14 protein-coding genes are annotated in these 18,086 nt (G+C 58.8%); 5 read left to right on the top strand and 9 right to left on the bottom strand.

The annotated features are described in order from the left end of the window. Positions 1-45 precede the first annotated feature (45 nt). Positions 46-1,146: an RHS repeat-associated core domain-containing protein gene (locus tag F8N43_RS15395; RefSeq protein WP_150653993.1), complete on the top strand. Its 1,101-nt coding sequence runs from the start codon at positions 46-48 to the stop codon at positions 1,144-1,146. Positions 1,147-1,263: 117 nt separating this feature from the next. Continuing rightward, positions 1,264-2,268 (top strand): RHS repeat-associated core domain-containing protein, encoded by a 1,005-nt coding sequence (locus F8N43_RS15390; protein WP_150653992.1) that lies wholly within the window; start codon positions 1,264-1,266, stop codon positions 2,266-2,268. Positions 2,269-2,544: 276 nt separating this feature from the next. Here the strand turns inward: F8N43_RS15390 and fdhA are convergent, their stop codons facing one another. The 8 genes from fdhA to F8N43_RS15350 form a co-directional block, all read right to left on the bottom strand. Next, complete coding sequence (gene fdhA / locus F8N43_RS15385) at positions 2,545-3,744, bottom strand: formaldehyde dehydrogenase, glutathione-independent (protein WP_007947729.1); 1,200 nt, start codon at positions 3,742-3,744, stop codon at positions 2,545-2,547. Positions 3,745-3,947: 203 nt separating this feature from the next. Next, on the bottom strand, positions 3,948-4,805 hold the full coding sequence (gene purU / locus F8N43_RS15380; protein ID WP_123513155.1) for a formyltetrahydrofolate deformylase: 858 nt from the start codon (positions 4,803-4,805) through the stop codon (positions 3,948-3,950). A gap of 111 nt (positions 4,806-4,916) precedes the next feature. After that, positions 4,917-5,549 carry a sarcosine oxidase subunit gamma gene (locus tag F8N43_RS15375; RefSeq protein WP_150634434.1) on the bottom strand — a complete coding sequence of 211 codons (633 nt, stop codon included), beginning with the start codon at positions 5,547-5,549 and terminating at the stop codon, positions 4,917-4,919. 145 nt (positions 5,550-5,694) lie between these two features. After that, positions 5,695-8,712, bottom strand: a complete 3,018-nt coding sequence (locus tag F8N43_RS15370; RefSeq protein WP_150634433.1) for a sarcosine oxidase subunit alpha — start codon at positions 8,710-8,712, stop codon at positions 5,695-5,697. Beyond that, entirely contained in the window at positions 8,709-9,038 is a 330-nt protein-coding gene (locus tag F8N43_RS15365; protein ID WP_150634432.1) for a sarcosine oxidase subunit delta, read from the bottom strand. The genes F8N43_RS15370 and F8N43_RS15365 overlap by 4 nt, the downstream gene beginning before the upstream one ends. A 14-nt stretch (positions 9,039-9,052) precedes the next feature. Continuing rightward, positions 9,053-10,303: a sarcosine oxidase subunit beta gene (locus F8N43_RS15360; RefSeq protein ID WP_007947735.1), complete on the bottom strand. Its 1,251-nt coding sequence runs from the start codon at positions 10,301-10,303 to the stop codon at positions 9,053-9,055. A gap of 23 nt (positions 10,304-10,326) precedes the next feature. After that, positions 10,327-11,580 carry a serine hydroxymethyltransferase gene (gene glyA / locus F8N43_RS15355; RefSeq protein ID WP_150634431.1) on the bottom strand — a complete coding sequence of 418 codons (1,254 nt, stop codon included), beginning with the start codon at positions 11,578-11,580 and terminating at the stop codon, positions 10,327-10,329. 282 nt (positions 11,581-11,862) lie between these two features. After that, positions 11,863-12,573: a TraX family protein gene (locus F8N43_RS15350; protein ID WP_150634430.1), complete on the bottom strand. Its 711-nt coding sequence runs from the start codon at positions 12,571-12,573 to the stop codon at positions 11,863-11,865. Between the two features lie 133 nt (positions 12,574-12,706). On the opposite strand from F8N43_RS15350, the gene F8N43_RS15345 reads away from it, so the two are divergent. After that, complete coding sequence (locus tag F8N43_RS15345; RefSeq protein WP_150653991.1) at positions 12,707-13,747, top strand: low specificity L-threonine aldolase; 1,041 nt, start codon at positions 12,707-12,709, stop codon at positions 13,745-13,747. Between the two features lie 262 nt (positions 13,748-14,009). Beyond that, positions 14,010-14,834 (top strand): SDR family oxidoreductase, encoded by an 825-nt coding sequence (locus F8N43_RS15340; RefSeq protein WP_150653990.1) that lies wholly within the window; start codon positions 14,010-14,012, stop codon positions 14,832-14,834. 105 nt (positions 14,835-14,939) lie between these two features. Here F8N43_RS15340 and gbcB read toward each other — a convergent pair whose 3' ends face one another. Next, a complete protein-coding gene (gene gbcB, locus F8N43_RS15335) occupies positions 14,940-16,040 on the bottom strand; it encodes a glycine-betaine demethylase subunit GbcB (protein WP_150634427.1) in 1,101 nt (366 codons plus the stop codon). A gap of 295 nt (positions 16,041-16,335) precedes the next feature. Between gbcB and gbcA the strand changes: the two genes are divergently transcribed. Then, positions 16,336-17,631 (top strand): glycine-betaine demethylase subunit GbcA, encoded by a 1,296-nt coding sequence (gene gbcA / locus F8N43_RS15325; protein WP_150634425.1) that lies wholly within the window; start codon positions 16,336-16,338, stop codon positions 17,629-17,631. Positions 17,632-18,086 lie beyond the last annotated feature (455 nt).

Genomic DNA, 18,086 nt, shown 5'->3' with positions numbered 1-18,086 from the left:
CACAGTGCAATCCTGAAACCAAGGACTTTTCAGGGAGCCCGGCCCATGCAGTCCAATCGTCAAATGCTGCTCTGCCATTACCGATACGATCCACTCGATCGGCTGGCTGCTATTGCTCCGTCGGAGCAAGCGAGCGCCCAGCGTTACTATCTCAACGATCGGTTGGCCACCGAGATTCAAGGTTCGGTGCAGCGTTCGATCATGCAACACGATGATCAACTGCTCGCGCAGCAACAGCGCCAGAGCGGCACCGTGGAAACCCGTTTGCTCGCGACCGATCGACAGCGTTCGGTGCTGAGCCTGCTTAATGCGAATCCGCCTTGTCCACTGGCCTATGCACCCTATGGCCATCGACCGCTGGGTAACGGTTTGGTCAGCCTGCTTGGCTTTAACGGCGAGCGGCCTGATCCGGTAACGGGGTGGTATTTGTTGGGGAATGGTTATCGAGCGTTCAACCCGGTATTGATGCGGTTTAACAGTCCGGACAGTTGGAGTCCGTTTGGGGAAGGTGGCCTGAATGCGTATGCGTATTGCAAGGGGGATTCAGTGAATCTTTCAGACCCCTACGGGCATGCGAGTGGCTGGGCATTGATCAGGCAGAATTTATCTAAAATAATTACAACCAACAACAGTTCTAAAGTTAAAAATCAACTTGCAACCCATCTCCCATCAACCACAACTAAAAATCTATCAAAATCGTCTATAGACATTTATCCAAGAAATTCACCCCCCCTCCCTCTTGATACATCCTTCATTGGATACCACGGTTCGACAGATAATAGTGCCGCCAGCTTACTCGCTGGAATAAACTCAAGGCACATGAACACTGCTAGCGGATTGAGTAGCGGAAGAGGGTTCTACGCATCTCCCACACTACAAACAGCAATTGACTTCTCAGAAGCTGCGGCCAGTTATATTCCCGGCAGCAGACCTCAACTATTTGATGTCCATGTTACAAACTTTGAATCAATGCGCCCAGGAGTAGATTACCGCTTTGCAACTATGGGAGAAGGAGGATTGAATTATAGAACGCTAGGAGAAATGGAAATTTTACTTCGCGAACCAATCTTTAAAGCAATTTCAATAAGGGCGCACGGAGAGCGAAAAAATATTGTGCTTCCCAAGGCATCCGAGGCTCCTTTTTGAATACCCATAAAAATGACGATTTTTACCAGCGACCCTATCCGTTCTGCCAGTAGGCAGCCATGTCCGATTGCGCCACAGTGAAACCGGAATCAGCAGACCTTATAGGGAGCCCTGCCCATGCGGCCCAACCGGGAAACACTTCTCTGCCACTACCACTACGACCCACTGGATCGGCTGATCGATTGTGCGCCCTTCGCACAAGCCACCACTCGGCGCTTTTACCTTAACGGTCGCCTGGCCACCGAGATTCAAGGCACAGAGCAGCGTTCGATCATGCAACACGATGATCAACTGCTCGCGCAGCAACAGCGCCAGAGCGGCACCGTGGAAACCCGTTTGCTCGCGACCGATCGACAGCGTTCGGTGCTGAGCCTGCTTAATGCGAATCCGCCTTGTCCACTGGCCTATGCACCCTATGGCCATCGACCGCTGGGTAACGGTTTGCTCAGCCTGCTTGGCTTTAACGGCGAGCGAGCTGATCCGATGACCGGACACTATTTGTTGGGTAATGGTTATCGAGCGTTCAACCCGGTGTTGATGCGGTTTAACAGTCCGGACAGATGGAGTCCGTTTGGAAGTGGCGGGTTAAATGCGTATGCATATTGTTCTGGAGATGCCGTTAATTTTCAGGACCCCAGCGGTCATAGCTTACTCTCTGCTCTGACTACACTCGCATCATCGGCCAAGCCTTATTTCAAAACCAGCAGGCAGCCAAATACCTGGAACTTACCAAACTACCTGACACCCAAAAACATGAGTCAAGAATTGATTGAAAGCGTAAACCGCAACCAACCCAGCACAAAAAGGATATTAACCAGTGCAGACAACGCGCTAAATCACGCAAAACTACTGAAATATAACGGCAAAGAAGTTCAACTCCTGACCACTTCAAAAAACAAACTGGACATTTATCAATCAAACCCAAAAGAAACCATCGAAAAATTTCAAGCTGAAATCAGCTACGACTCAAACAGCAGCGGCCCAACATTAAAAGAAGTCAGTCGAACACGGTACAACGAAGCATTAGATCGTCAATCTCAAATCACACTTCAAAACACTTACATCCTTAATAAAAAACTCCTCACAATTTTAGTCGAGCCAGGCAAAAGTATTCGAAGTTGACGTCCCACTGAAATTGATTTTTAAAGTGCGCTGGTCGGCAAGCCGATTTCGCTGGCGTCGCTACAGATCTTGAAAGGCCGAGCATCGCGCCCCTATCAGCTCTGATAGTAGCTGGCGTTCTCCGACTGGCGCACAGTGATATCCGCAACCTAACCACTCTTCGGAGAGTTCGGCCCATGCAAGCCAGCCCCTCAGTGGTAACGCTCCACACGTCCCCCTCAGGTATCAGAAATAAAAAGGGCGGCATTAAGCCACCCTTTTTTTGCTCCAAACTACTTACGCCGCACTAAACAACTTATGCGGATCAATCACAAACTTCTTCGGTACGCCCGCATCGAACTCGCCATACCCACGTGGCGCATCATCAAGGCTAATAACCTCCACGCCCACGATGTCAGCAATGTGAATGCGATCCCACATGATCGCCTGCATCAGCTGACGGTTGTACTTCATCACCGGGGTCTGGCCGGTGTGGAAGCTGTGGGATTTGGCCCAGCCCAGACCGAAGCGGATGCTCAGGCTGCCCATTTTCGCGGCTGCATCGACTGCACCCGGATCTTCAGTCACGTAGAGGCCTGGGATACCGATTTTGCCGGCAACACGAACTACGCCCATCAGCGAGTTGAGCACGGTGGCCGGAGCCTCGTGTTTCACGCCGTCATGGCCGTGACCGCGTGCTTCGAAGCCTACGGCGTCGACGGCGCAATCCACTTCTGGTTCACCCAGCAGTGCGGCGATCTGTTCGTGCAGCGGGGTGTCCAGCGAAAGGTCGGCGATTTCGAAGCCCTGCGCCTTGGCGTGTGCCAGTCGAACGGTGTTGACATCACCGATGATCACCACGGCTGCGCCCAACAGGCGAGCGGAAGCGGCAGCGGCCAGACCGACCGGGCCGGCGCCGGCGATGTACACGGTGCTGCCAGGGCCAACGCCGGCCGTCACTGCGCCGTGGTAACCGGTTGGCAGGATGTCGGAGAGGCAAGTCAGGTCGCGGATTTTTTCCATCGCGCGATCGCGATCAGGCAGTTTCAGCAGGTTGAAGTCAGCGTACGGCACCATCGCGTACTCGGCCTGGCCGCCAGTCCAGTCGCCCATGTCGACATAACCGTAAGCACCGCCCGGACGCGCCGGGTTCACGCTGAGGCAGACGCCGGTGTGCATTTCCTTGCAGGAACGGCAGCGCCCGCACGCCACGTTGAACGGCACGGACACCAGGTCGCCGATTTGCAGGTTCTCGACGTCGCTGCCCTTCTCGATCACTTCACCGGTGATCTCGTGACCCAATACCAGACCGGTTTGAGCGGTGGTACGACCGCGCACCATGTGCTGGTCAGAACCACAGATGTTGGTGGAAACCACGCGCAGAATGACAGCGTGATTGATCTTCCTGCCACGCGGGTCCTGCATTTTCGGATAGTCGATTTTCTGTATTTCGACTTTGCCATTGCCGAGATACACCACACCACGATTGCCAGACATGCTTTCACCTCGCTGTTGTTTTTATGTAGCGGTCGCGTCGCCATGGATCGGCGGCGCGTTGATTGCTCGGGTACAGATGCTGTTTATGTGTTGCTTGTAATGGCCTGATCGCTAGCAGGCTAGCTCCCACAATGATTCGGGTGAGCACAGGATTTTTGGACAACCCAAAACCCTGTGGGAGCTAGCCTGCTAGCGATGGCAATTTAAAGAACGACGGTGCGATTGGCGTTCAAAAACACGCGTCGTTCAATGTGATACCCAACCGCCCGGGCCAACGTCAGCCCCTCGATATCCCGCCCCTTGGCGATCAGGTCTTCCGGGTAGTGACTGTGGTCCACGACCTCTACGCCCTGAGCGATGATCGGTCCTTCGTCCAGGTCGTTGTTGATGTAGTGCGCCGTGGCGCCGACCAGCTTCACGCCTTTGTTATAGGCCTGGTGATACGGCTTGGCGCCTTTGAAACCGGGCAACAGGGAGTGATGGATGTTGATCGCCTTGCCATCGAGTTTGCGGCACAGCTCCGGCGACAAAACCTGCATGTAGCGCGCAAGGATCACCAGTTCGGCACCGGACTCTTCGATCACCTGCAACACCTGACGCTCTTGCGATGGCTTGTCGTTCGGGTCGAGCGGGAAGTGGTAATACGGAATCTGATGCCAGTCGGCCAACGGCTTGAGGTCCGGGTGGTTGGAGACCACGGCAGCGACGTCCATCGACAACTGGCCGATGCGTTGGCGGTAAAGCAAATCGTTGAGGCAGTGATCGGCCTTGGAGACCATGATCACCACTTTCGGCCGGTAGTTCGGCGGGGTCAGTTCGAAGATCATGCCAAAGGCCTGGCCACGCTCTTCCAGCCCTGCGCGGAAGGCTTGTTCGTCGAAGCCGTCAGGCTGACGGAATTCCACGCGAATGAAGAAACGACCCGAGAGACGGTCATCGAACGAATGGTGCTCGGTAACGTAGCAGCCCTGCTCGAACAGAAAGCGGGTCACCGCGTCCACGGTGCCGAGAACGCTGGGGCAGTCGGCGGTCAGAATCCATGTGTCTGGGGCGCGGCTCATAGTGCGGTGACTCCTGTTGTTATGGGCAACCGCTGCGCGGTTGATCGCCGGCAAGCTGGCTCCTAAAGGGTTTTGGTGCCCCTGTAGGAGCCGGCTTGCCGGCGAAAAATCTCAAGCCTGAACGCTAAGCCCGTACTCGGCCGCCGCATCCTGCAACCACAACCACCAGTAATCCGAGAAGCTGCGGCGAATCACCAGTTCCCAGGTGTCTTCGGCGGTGTGGCGGATCACCAGTTGCGACTTGGCAAACACGGTGCCGACAGCCTTGCCCACTGGAAAACTGTTCGGGTGCACGTCGTAGCTGGTGGATTTCATCAGCACCTGACGCACGTTCGGGCCGCTCAGTTCGAGGACTTGCTGGCCACCGCTGACATTGACGATCTGAATGTGCAGGTCGCCCAGCGCTTCACGGAGTTTTTGCTCGGCGGCGAACTCTTCGCCGGTCGGCACGATCAGCAGCCACTCATCAGGCCCGACCCATTGCAGGCTGGTTTCACCTTTGACGATGACGCTCAGGGCGCCCGGCAATTCGATGCCCAGGGCCTTGTGCACGCCAGCGGAAAACGCCGAATCATGGCCATCGCCACGGATCGTCAGGTGGCCGAGGAGTTTTTTCTCACGCACGATCACGCCGGCGTTTTTGCGGCCCTTGCCGACCAGGCTGGCGAGGTCGGCATGATGCAGCGACGACTCGGCCTTGGCCCCGGTGGTTGGGCGTTGTTGGTAAACATTGGCTACGGTCATAAAGCACCTGTTCCTGAATTCTGTTGGTTCCTGTGGTGGCTGCACTGCCGTCATCGCCAGCAGGCTAGCTCCCACATTCAACCGCGTTCCCCTGTGGGAGCTAGCCTGCTAGCGATTGGTAGCCCACCCACAGGTATCGAGGCCATTAAACGTTCTGGCGATCACCTTTCGGATCGAAGAACACCGAAGAAACGATTTCCGCCTCGATCACGCTGCCATCGGCCAGCGGTGCGAACACGCGCTCACCGATCCGCTTCAAGCCGCCCTTGACCACGCCCATGGCAAACGAATAGCCCAGGGAGTTGTGCAGGTAGCTGGAGGTGACGTGACCGACCATGGTCATCGGAATCGTCTGCTTGGTGTTGAACACCAGTTGCGCACCTTCCGGCAGCCATTTGGTCGGATCGATCGGCTTGAGGCCCACCAGTTGTTTGCGCTGATCACGCACGCAGTCTTCGCGGTTCATGCCACGCCAGCCGATCCACGAGAACGGTTTGGTGCGACCGACACACCAGCCCATGTTCAGGTCATCCGGAGTCATCGAGCTGTCAGTGTCCTGACCAACGATGATGAAGCCCTTCTCCGCCCGCAGGATGTGCATGGTTTCGGTGCCGTACGGCGTCAGGTTGTACTGCTTGCCGGCCTCGACGATTTTCTCGAGCACGCCCATGGCGTAGTCGGCTTGCACGTTGACTTCGTACGACAACTCACCGGTAAACGAAATCCGGAACACCCGCGCCGGCACACCGCCGACCAGGCCTTCTTTCCAGGTCATGAACGGGAAGGCTTCGTTGCTCAGGTCGATGTCGGTGACTTCGCTGAGCAGCTTGCGGCTGTTCGGCCCGGACAGGGTCATGGTTGCCCAGTGATCCGTCACGGAAGTGAAGTACACCTTCAGCTCTGGCCATTCGGTCTGGGAGTAGATTTCCAGCCATTGCAGCACGCGTGCCGCGCCGCCAGTGGTGGTGGTCATGACGAAGTGGTTGTCGGCGAGGCAAGCGGTAACGCCGTCGTCGAACACCATGCCGTCTTCTTTGCACATCAGACCGTAACGCGCCTTGCCCACGTCGAGCTTGGTCCAGGCGTTGGTGTAGATGCGGTTGAGGAACTCGCGCGCATCCGGGCCTTGAATGTCGATCTTGCCGAGGGTAGATGCGTCCAGCAGGCCGACGCTGTCGCGCACGGCTTTGCATTCGCGTTTCACGGCGGTGTGAATGTCTTCCCCGTTTTTCGGGAAGTACCATGGACGCTTCCACTGACCGACGTCTTCGAACTCGGCGCCATTCTTCACGTGCCAGTGATGCAGCGCGGTGTAACGGACAGGTTCGAAGATGTGCCCGCAGTGACGGCCGGCCACGGCACCGAATGTCACCGGCGTGTAGTTCGGACGGAACATGGTGGTGCCCATCTGCGGGATGGTCACGTTCAACGAACGGGCGGCGATGGCCAGACCGTTGACGTTGCCGAGCTTGCCCTGGTCAGTGCCGAAACCGAGCGCGGTGTAGCGTTTGACGTGCTCGACCGACTCGAAGCCTTCGCGGGTCGCCAGTTCGATGGCGGCGGCGGTGACGTCGTTTTGCAGGTCGACGAATTGCTTCGGTGCCCGTGCGGTGTTCTTTTCGTGCGGCACCTGGAACAGCGCCAACGTAGGTTCTTCCAGACGGCTCAGGGCTTTCGGCAGGGTGCCTTCAACCACGCTGAAACCGGCTTCGCTGGCGGCGCGAGCGCCACCTTCAAAACCATCGGCCAGCGAATCACCGAGGCCGTAGACGCCGTTGATGCCACCGACGCACACGCGTTTCTGCGGTGCTTCGCCCGGTACGAAACCGAGGATGTCTTCGCGCCAGATCGGCTTGCCACCCAGGTGTGAAGCCAGGTGAACCACCGGGCTGTACCCGCCAGAACTGGCGATCAGATCGCAATCGAGCCATTCGCCAGGACTGGTCACGGCGTGTGCTTTGACATCGATCGCGGCGACGCGAGCGGCGGTCACGTGCTTGCTGCCACGGGCCTCGATCACGGCGCTGCCGGTCAGGATGCGAATGCCTTTGGCACGCGCTTCTTCCACCAGCGCACCGCGAGGATTGCTGCGGGCGTCAGCGATGGCCACCACTTGCAGGCTGGCATCGAGCCAATCCAGGGCAACGCGGTAGGCGTGATCATTGTTGGTCGACAGCACCAGCTTTTTGCCCGGTGCCACGCCGTAACGACGAACGTAAGTCGAGACTGCACCGGCAAGCATGTTGCCCGGCACGTCGTTGTTGCCATAAACCAGCGGACGCTCGTGAGCGCCGGTCGCCAGGACCACGCGTTTGGCGCGAACCCGGTGGATGCGCTGGCGCACCTGGCCAATCGGGGCGCGGTCGCCGAGGTGATCGGTCAGGCGCTCGTGAATGGTCAGGAAGTTGTGGTCGTGGTAACCGTTGACCGTGGCGCGCGGCAACAGCAGCACGTCCGGGGTGTCTTTCAGTTCGGCAATGACGCTGGCGACCCACTCGGTGGCAGGCTTGCCGTCAAGGCTTTCGCGGGAATCCAGCAGGCTGCCGCCGAACTCTTCCTGCTCATCGGCCAGAATGACGCGAGCGCCGCTGCGAGCTGCTGCCAATGCGGCAGCCAGGCCCGCCGGGCCACCGCCGACGATCAGCACGTCGCAGTGCTGGTTCATGTAGTCGTAGGTGTCCGGATCGTTCTCGGTCGGCGAGCGGCCAAGGCCGGCAGCCTTACGGATGTACTTCTCGTAAGTCATCCAGAACGATTGCGGGTACATGAAGGTTTTGTAGTAGAAGCCCGGCGGCATCAGCTTGCCGCCGACCTTGCCGAGAATCCCCATCATGTCGTTGTTCACGCTTGGCCAGCCGTTGGTGCTGGTGGCGACCAGGCCTTGGTACAGCGCTTGTTGCGTGGCGCGTACGTTCGGAATTTGCGTAGCTTCGGTCGCGCCGATCTGCAGCACGGCGTTCGGCTCTTCGGCACCGGCGGCAAAGATGCCGCGCGGACGGGAATACTTGAAGCTGCGACCGATGATGTCGACGCCGTTGGCCAGCAGTGCAGCGGCCAGGGAATCGCCTTCAAAGCCTTTGTAGACCTGGCCGTTGAAGGTGAAGCTCAGCACTTTGTTGCGGTCGATCCGTCCGCCGTTGGACAGGCGATTGATCTGGCTCATACCTTCTCTCCCAGAGCCGTCGTAGCCGCTTTCGAGCTATCGGTCTTGTCGGTGAATTGTGGCTTGGTGCCGATCTTGTAGGTCTCGAGAATCTCGTAGGTCACGGTGTCGCGGGTGACGTTGAAGTACTGACGGCAACCGGCAACGTGATCCCAGAGTTCGTGGTGCAGACCGCGAGGGTTATCGCGGAAGAACATGTAGTCGCCCCACTCCTCGTCGGTGCAGCTGTTCGGATCCAGTGGGCGCGGGATGTGCGCCTGGCCGGATGCGTGGAATTCCTCTTCGGAGCGCAGTTCGCCGCAGTGAGGACAGAAGATATGCAACATGGGGATTTCTCCTGTTAGTGGGCAACCGCAGCAGCGCCGTGTTCATCGATCAACGCACCGTTGTGGAAACGGTCGATGGAGAAAGGTGCGGCCAATGGGTGCATTTCGCCCTTGGCCAGGCTTGCGGCAAACACGTTGCCCGAGCCAGGTGTTGCCTTGAAGCCACCGGTGCCCCAACCGCAGTTGAAGAACATGTTCGGGACCGGGGTTTTGGAGATGATCGGGCAGGCATCCGGCGTGGTGTCGACGATGCCGCCCCACTGCCGGTTCATGCGCACGCGGGACAACACCGGGAACATCTCGACGATGGCCTGGATGGTGTGCTCGATCACCGGGTACGAACCACGCTGGCCGTAGCCGTTGTAGCCGTCGATACCGGCGCCGATCACCAGGTCGCCCTTGTCGGACTGGCTGATGTAGCCGTGCACGGCGTTGGACATGATCACGCTGTCGATAATCGGTTTGATCGGCTCGGACACCAGCGCTTGCAGCGGGTGCGATTCGATCGGCAGACGGAAACCGGCGAGCTTGGCCATGTGCCCGGAGTTACCGGCAGTGACCACGCCGACGCGCTTGGCGCCGATGAAGCCCTTGTTGGTTTCAACGCCGATGCACACGCCGTTTTCCTTGCGGAAACCGATCACTTCGGTCTGCTGGATCAGGTCCACGCCCAGTGCGTCGGCGGCACGGGCAAAGCCCCACGCCACGGCATCGTGACGGGCCACGCCGCCGCGACGCTGAACGGTTGCGCCCATCACCGGGTAGCGAGTGTTCTTCGAGCAGTCGAGGTACGGGATCTCGTCGGCTACTTGCTTGGCATCGAGCAGTTCACCGTCCACGCCGTTGAGGCGGTTGGCGCTGACCCGACGCTCGGAATCACGAATGTCCTGCAGGGTGTGGCACAGGTTGTAAACGCCGCGCTGGGAGAACATCACGTTGTAGTTCAGGTCCTGGGACAGGCCTTCCCACAATTTCATCGCGTGTTCGTACAGGTGCGCCGATTCGTCCCACAGGTAGTTGGAGCGAACGATGGTGGTGTTGCGCGCGGTGTTACCGCCGCCCAGCCAGCCTTTCTCGACCACGGCCACGTTGGTGATGCCGTGTTCCTTGGCCAGGTAGTAAGCCGTGGCGAGACCATGCCCGCCACCGCCGACGATGACCACGTCATAGACCTTTTTAGGGGTCGGCGTGCGCCACATTTTCTGCCAGTTTTCGTGATGGCTGAGGGAGTGTTTGAAGAGGCCGAAGCCCGAGTAGCGTTGCATAGTCATTTACTCCAAAACCGCGCTCAGCGATAAACCGGGAAGTCCGCGCACAGGGCCGACACTTGCTGCGCGACATTGGCCTCGACATCAGCGTCGCCGAGGTTGTCGAGGATGTCGCAGATCCAACCGGCCAGCGTGACGCACTGGGTCACCTTGAAGCCGCGCGTGGTCACCGCCGGGGTGCCGATGCGCAGGCCGGAGGTCACGAACGGCGACTGTGGATCGTTCGGGACAGCGTTCTTGTTCACGGTGATGTGGGCGCGACCGAGTGCTGCGTCCGCCTCTTTGCCGGTGAGGCCCTGACGGATCAGGCTGACCAGGAACAGGTGGTTATCGGTGCCGCCGGACACTACATCGTAGCCGCGTTTGATAAATACGCCGGCCATGGCCTGGGCGTTGTCGATCACTTGTTGTTGGTAAGCCTTGAAACCTGGCTCCAGCGCTTCCTTGAAGCACACCGCCTTACCGGCGATCACATGCATCAGCGGACCGCCCTGGGCACCCGGGAACACGGCGGCGTTGAGTTTTTTCTCGATTTCTTCGTTGGCCTTGCACAGGATCAGGCCGCCACGCGGACCGCGCAGGGTCTTGTGGGTGGTGGTGGTGACCACATCGGCGTACGGCAGCGGGTTCGGGTACAGGCCGGCAGCGACCAGACCGGCGACGTGAGCCATGTCGACGAACAGCAGCGCGCCAACCTTGTCAGCGATCTGACGGAAACGCGGGAAATCGAGGGTCTTGGAGTAAGCCGAGAAGCCCGCAACGATCATCTTCGGCTTGCATTCCACGGCCAGACGCTCGACTTCGTCGTAGTCGATCAAGCCGGTCTTGGTGTCGATGCCGTACTGCACGGCGTTGTACAGCTTGCCCGAGGACGACACCTTGGCACCGTGGGTCAGGTGACCGCCGTGGGCCAGGCTCATGCCCAGAATGGTGTCGCCCGCCTGGATCAAGGCCAGGTAAACGGCGCTGTTCGCGGAAGAACCGGAGTGCGGCTGCACGTTCGCGTAATCGGCGCCGAACAGTTGCTTGGCGCGTTCGATGGCCAGCGCTTCAACTTTGTCGACGTGCTCGCAGCCACCGTAGTAGCGCTTGCCCGGATAGCCTTCGGCGTATTTGTTGGTCAGGCCGCTGCCCTGCGCTTCCATGACGCGTTTGCTGGTGTAGTTTTCGGACGCGATCAGCTCGATGTGATCTTCCTGGCGTTGCTCCTCGGCATTCATCGCCGCCAGCAGTGCATCGTCGTAACCCTTGATCTGGTCTTGCTTGCTGAACATCGCGTCTCTCCCAGCGGCATCTGTGCGCCATTCGTCTCGGTAAGGCACGGCGTTTCGGCAGTGCCCTTTGATAGCGATGGTATGACCGGCGCAGACAGGTCAAATGCCTACGGACGCCACGCAAAGGTGCGTTTACGACATGGCGGGAAATGACAGGCCAAGCCCCGTTCTCAAATCAGCGAGAAACCCTGTGGGAGCTGGCTTGCCAGCGATGGTGGCGGCACATTCAGCAGTGAAGGCGGCTGACCCACCGCTATCGCAGGCAAGCCAGCTCCCACAGGGTTATGCGGCAATGTGGCGGATGATTAGCAGCAGGAGGAAATGCAACGGATAGAAGGCATACGCCCAACGCTGCATCGGCGGCGGCTGGAAATGCCGGGCATGTCGCAACAGGAACAGCCCGAGCAATGGCGCGATCAGACAAGTGGCGATGCCGAGAACGGCTGCAACGCTACCGAACCGCGCGGCGTGATACAGCACCTCCCATTGATTGGCGGCCAGGCACACCAGCCCCGGAAACAGGCTGAAATACCAAGGCCGCCTCAACACCAGCAACATCGCCAGCGGCAACAGAACGCCGAAGAAACCAAACATCAGCCATTGCGGGAACAGCGCCGCCAGCGTTAGAGCGCCGACAGCCAACAGGCGCGATTGCAGCGTTGGCTGCTGCCAGCCACGCGCAACCAACAGCCCCAGCGCCAGCGTCGGCAACACGTTCAAAGTGTCGGGATCAGGAATGAACATCCTGTAAGGGATTTCGCTGATGACACTGAACAGCACCAACCAGCCCAGATAGCGCCATTGATGCGTTACTTGCCGTGAGCGCGCGAGGTTCGCCGCCATCGCCAGACAGAACCACGGGAATGCCAGTCGCCCGGGCACATACAGAAAATCGAGGGAATAACCGACATATCGCAGGTGATCGAGCACCATACTCAGCAGCGCCAGCCACTTCAGCAGATCCAGTGCCCCATCCCGTTGCGTCATGTGCATAATTGCCCGTCGTCTTTGTATTGTTCTGTCAGACGCATCCCGTGTGCTCGCCGGATGATCTTCGGTAAAGTGCGCACCATCATTGACCACGAGACGCTTCACCATAAGCGTCTCGACCACGGAAAGCAGGGCCATGACCGATAAGAGCCAACAATTCGCCAGCGACAACTATTCCGGTATCTGCCCTGAAGCCTGGGCTGCCATGGAAAAGGCCAACCACGGCCACCAGCGCGCATACGGCGACGATGAATGGACCGCTCGCGCGTCCGATGATTTCCGCAAACTGTTCGAAACCGACTGCGAAGTGTTCTTCGCCTTCAACGGCACCGCCGCCAACTCGTTGGCCCTGTCGTCACTGTGCCAGAGTTACCACAGCGTGATCTGCTCGGAAACCGCCCACGTCGAAACCGACGAATGCGGCGCCCCGGAATTCTTTTCCAACGGCTCCAAACTGCTGGTCGCCCGCACCGAGAACGGCAAGCTGACCCCGGAATCGATCCGCGAAGTGGCCCTCAAGCGCCAGGACATCCACTACCCGAAACCGCGCGTCGTGACCCTGACCCAGGCCACCGAAGTCGGCAGCGTCTACACCCCGGAAGAAATCCGCGCCATCAGCGCCACCTGTAAAGAACTCGGCCTGAACCTGCACATGGACGGCGCGCGCTTTTCCAACGCTTGCGCGTTCCTCGGCTGCACGCCGGCCGACCTGACCTGGAAGGCCGGTGTCGACGTGCTGTGCTTCGGCGGCACGAAAAACGGCATGGCCGTCGGCGAGGCGATTCTGTTCTTCAACCACAAACTGGCCGAAGACTTCGACTACCGCTGCAAACAGGCCGGGCAACTGGCCTCGAAAATGCGCTTCCTTTCGGCACCGTGGGTCGGGATTCTGGAAAACGACGCCTGGCTCAAATACGCCCGCCACGCCAACCATTGCGCGCAATTGCTCGCCCAGCTGGTCAGCGACATCCAGGGCGTGGAACTGATGTTCCCGGTGCAGGCCAACGGCGTGTTCCTGCAACTCTCGGAACCGGCCATCGCCGCACTGACCGCCAAGGGCTGGCGCTTCTACACCTTCATCGGCAACGGCGGCGCGCGCTTCATGTGCTCGTGGGACACCGAAGAAGAACGTGTTCGTGAGTTGGCGGCGGATATCCGCGAAGTGATGTCCCGCTAACGACACAAAACCTGCAGGAGCTGGCTTGCCAGCGATCGCCTCGACGCGGGATGCCCGACACACCGCCATCGCCGGCAAGCCGACTCCTACAATTTCGCATCAAAACACCCCTCTTCTGGACGACACAAAACCTGTAGGTGCTGGCTTGCCAGCGACCCAGGCGACTCTGCGTCTGTTCTGGCGCCATCGATGACTGCATGATCACGCCACACGCCTTGGTCTACATTGAATCGCTCAGATAACAATAATCAGGAGCGCACGCATGTCATTACAAGGCAAAACCCTGTTCATCACCGGCGCCAGTCGCGGGATTGGTCGCGAGATCGCGCTGCGAGCCGCACGGGATGGGGCCAACATTGTGATTGCGGCCAAAAGTGCCGAGCCGCATCCGAAGTTGCCGGGTACGATTTTCAGCGTCGCGAAGGAAGTTGAAGCCGTTGGCGGCAAGGCGCTGGCCTTGCAGGTGGATGTGCGCGATGAAGTCGCGGTGCGTGAAGCACTGGCCAAGGCCAATGAGCATTTCGGCGGCATCGATGCGCTGGTCAACAACGCCGGCGCCATCAAGCTGACCGGCGTTCAACACGTCGAGCTCAAACGCTTTGACCTGATGCACCAGATCAACACCCGCGCCGTGTTGCTGTGCAGTCAGGCCGCCCTGCCCTACCTGAAGAAGAGCAGCGGCCATATCCTCAACCTGTCACCGCCACTGAACCTGGCGACCCAGTGGTTCGCCCAATACGCCCCGTACACCGTGACCAAATACGGCATGAGCATGCTCACGCTGGGCATGAGCGAGGAATTCAAGCATTACGGCATCAGCGTCAACTCACTGTGGCCGCAGACCATGATCGCCACCGCCGCCATCGAGTTTCAGCTGGGCTCGCGGGAGTCGTTCAAGCATGCGCGTACGCCCGCAATCATGGCGGATGCTGCTCATGTGATTCTGGACAGCAGCGGTCGCCGCATTACCGGACGGTTGCTGATTGATGAAGAGATTCTGCGGGAGCATGGCGTGACCGAATTCGATCACTACCGCTTTGAACCCGGTACCAACGACAAGCTGATGACCGACTTGTTTGTGGACTGAAGCACCAATCCTTGTGGGAGCGAGCCTGCTCGCGATGAGGCCGTCATATCCAACAGAGATGTTGACTGACAGACCGCTATCGCGAGCAGGCTCGCTCCCACAGGTTTAAAACTCGATGCGCACATCACCCTTCGGCACGCTGCAGCACGAAAGAATGTATCCCTCGGCTTCGTCTTCCTCGGTGATCCCGCCGTTGTGGTCCATTTCGACCTCGCCTCCCAGCTTCATCACCTTGCACGTGCCGCAGATTCCCATCCCGCAGGCCTTTGGAATAAGCAGGCCCAGCTTGGCCGCCGCCGCATGCACGGTTTCACCTGGGGCCACGCGAATACTCTTGCCGGACGAGATAAATTCGACTTGATGCAGGTCCGCCAAATCGACTTCCGGCGCGTCGGCTGCAATTTCGGCCTGTTCCACCGCATCGGCACGGGCTTCCGGTGGCGTCGCGCCGAAGGATTCCTCGTGATACCGCTTCATGTCAAAACCGGCGGCTTCGAGCATGCGCTTGACCGCGTTCATGTACGGCGTCGGGCCGCAGCAGAACACTTCGCGCTCAAGGAAGTCCGGCGCCATCAGTTCCAGCATCTTGTGGTTCAGGTAACCGCGATAACCGGCCCACGGCTCGCCCAGGCCATGCTTCTCGCAAATCAGGTGCAGGCTGAAGTTGTCGATCCGCGACGCCATGTGTTCCAGCTCGCGGTGGTAAATGATGTCTTTCGGCGAACGGGCGCTGTGGATAAACACCATGTCGACGTTGCCGTTGGTGTCGTAGAACCAGCGTGTCATCGACATCACCGGTGTAATACCGACACCGCCGCTGAGGTAGAGCACTTTCGGCGCGGTGAAATCCATGGCGTTGAACAGCCCGACCGGACCGTGCACCGCCAGCTCCTGACCTTCATGCAGGGTGTCATGCAGCCAGTTCGACACCTTGCCGCCCGGTACGCGTTTGATGGTCACCGAGAAGCTGTACGGCACCGACGGCGAGCTGGAAATGGTGTAGGAGCGCATGATCGGCACGCCTTCGATTTCCAGCTCCAGGGTGACGAACTGACCCGGTTTGAAGAAGAACAGGATCGGCTGGTCGGCCATAAAACAGAAGGTGCGCACATCCCAGGTTTCCTGGATGACTTTGACGCAACGGACGATGTGTCGGCCATTGGCCCAGGTCTGGGTGGTTACCGGATTCAGGAAGCTGTTGGACATGCTGTTCTCCACCGCCGATGGTCGGCCTTATGTTGGCGATTCTGCGTATAGCGCGACCCACCCATTTACCTATCTGCGACATTCACATACTTATCGCGACCAGCCCGCAACTACCGGGGGTTGCGCGTCGGGAACAGATTGGGCCATGTCGCCCATGGATAAGGTTCCGCGCAACGCCGGCCCCACACTCGCCCCATACCAAGACACAACCTTTACACCTTGCGTAGCAAACCTGAGCAGCAACCTGATTAGCCACTTTCGCCGGCCACACAGAATGGCCTTGAGGATCACATCGATGGACGTCACCGCAAAAATCAGCCTGGGCGATCCGCTGGAACCCGCACGCAAGGCCACCGCACAGATGCTGCAAGAGCGCGAGCGCACTTTCTCGCTGCCGCAGCCGTTTTACTCTGACGAGCGGCTGTTTGATATCGACATGCAGGAGATCTTCCAGAAAGAGTGGTTGATCGCCGGCATGACCTGTGAGATTCCGACCAAGGGCAACTACCTGACCCTGCAAGTCGGCAAGAACCCGATCATCGTGATTCGTGGCGCCGAGGGCGTGGTTCACGCCTTCCACAACGTCTGCCGTCACCGCGGTTCGCGGCTGTGCACCAGCGAAAAAGGCAAAGTCGCCAAGCTGGTTTGCCACTACCACCAGTGGACCTACGAACTGGACGGTCGCCTGCTGTTCGCCGGCACCGAGATGGGCGCCGACTTCGACATGAAACAGTACGGCCTCAAACCGGTGAACGTGAAGACCGCCGGCGGCTACATCTTCATCAGCCTGTCGGAGAACCCGCCGGCCATCGATGACTTCCTGTCGACGCTCAACCATTACATGGAACCGTACGACATGGAGAACACCAAGGTGGCGGTGCAAACCACCTTGATGGAAAAGGCCAACTGGAAACTGGTACTGGAAAACAACCGCGAGTGCTATCACTGCAACGCGTCGCACCCGGAATTGCTGAAAACCCTGCTGGAATGGGACGACGTCACCGACCCACGTGCCGACCAGGCCTTCAAGGATCACGTCGCCGCCTCCGCCGCTGCCTGGGAAGCCGAGAAGATTCCTTACGCCCACGCCAGCTTCGGCCTGCGTAACCGCATCGTGCGCATGCCGCTGCTCAAGGGCACCGTGTCGATGACCCTGGACGGCAAACAGGGCTGCGCCAAACTCATGGGCCGCATCAAGAACCCGGACCTGGGCTCGATGCGCATCCTGCACCTGCCGCACTCGTGGAACCACTGCATGGGCGACCACATCATCGTCTTCACCGTGTGGCCGATCAGTGCTCAGGAAACCATGGTCACCACCAAGTGGATCGTGCACAAGGACGCGGTTGAAGGCGTGGACTACGACGTGGAGCGCATGCGCCAGGTCTGGGATGCGACCAACGACCAGGACCGTCGCCTGGCAGAAGAGAACCAGCGCGGGATCAACTCCACGGCGTACCAGCCGGGCCCTTACTCCAAGACTTACGAGTTTGGCGTGGTGAACTTTGTGGATTGGTACAGCGAGCGGTTGCTGAACAATCTGGGCGCGGAACCTGCGCCTTATCTCAAAGGGGTACCGGTTCAGGGTTAAAGATCAAAAGCATCGCGAGCAAGCTTGCTCCTACAGGCCCGGGTCGTTCACGAAATTGGCTTACGCCCCGATTCCCCTGTAGGAGCAAGCTTGCTCCGGGCGGCGTTCCGACGATAGCGTCATTCCTCGCCATACATCCCTTTCTGATTCTCCACCGCCTTAGAACTGTACGAAATATAATCTATTGCGTTCAGCACTATGCCGTTCGTGGCTTCCAGCCTTTCGCAAACAAGTTATCCACACATCCACCCACAGCTAATGGGGACAAGTGTCAGATGACGCGTAACTTTCTCCACAGAAACCAAAGAAAATCCGTGACTTATACAGAAGCAGGGTTTTAAACAGCGATTGGTTGTTTTTTGACCTGACAGCTGAAAGCCACGCAATACGTGGCCTGTAGCGGATGGCGAACACCTTATCCACAGAAGCGCCAACAGACTTTGGGGGCAACTTTT

Source organism: Pseudomonas fluorescens (assembly GCF_902498065.1).
In the GTDB taxonomy this organism is placed as follows: Bacteria; Pseudomonadota; Gammaproteobacteria; order Pseudomonadales; family Pseudomonadaceae; genus Aquipseudomonas; species Aquipseudomonas fluorescens_BJ.
Note: the sequence above shows the minus strand (reverse complement) of the source record. Positions and strands in the feature narration are given on the sequence as shown.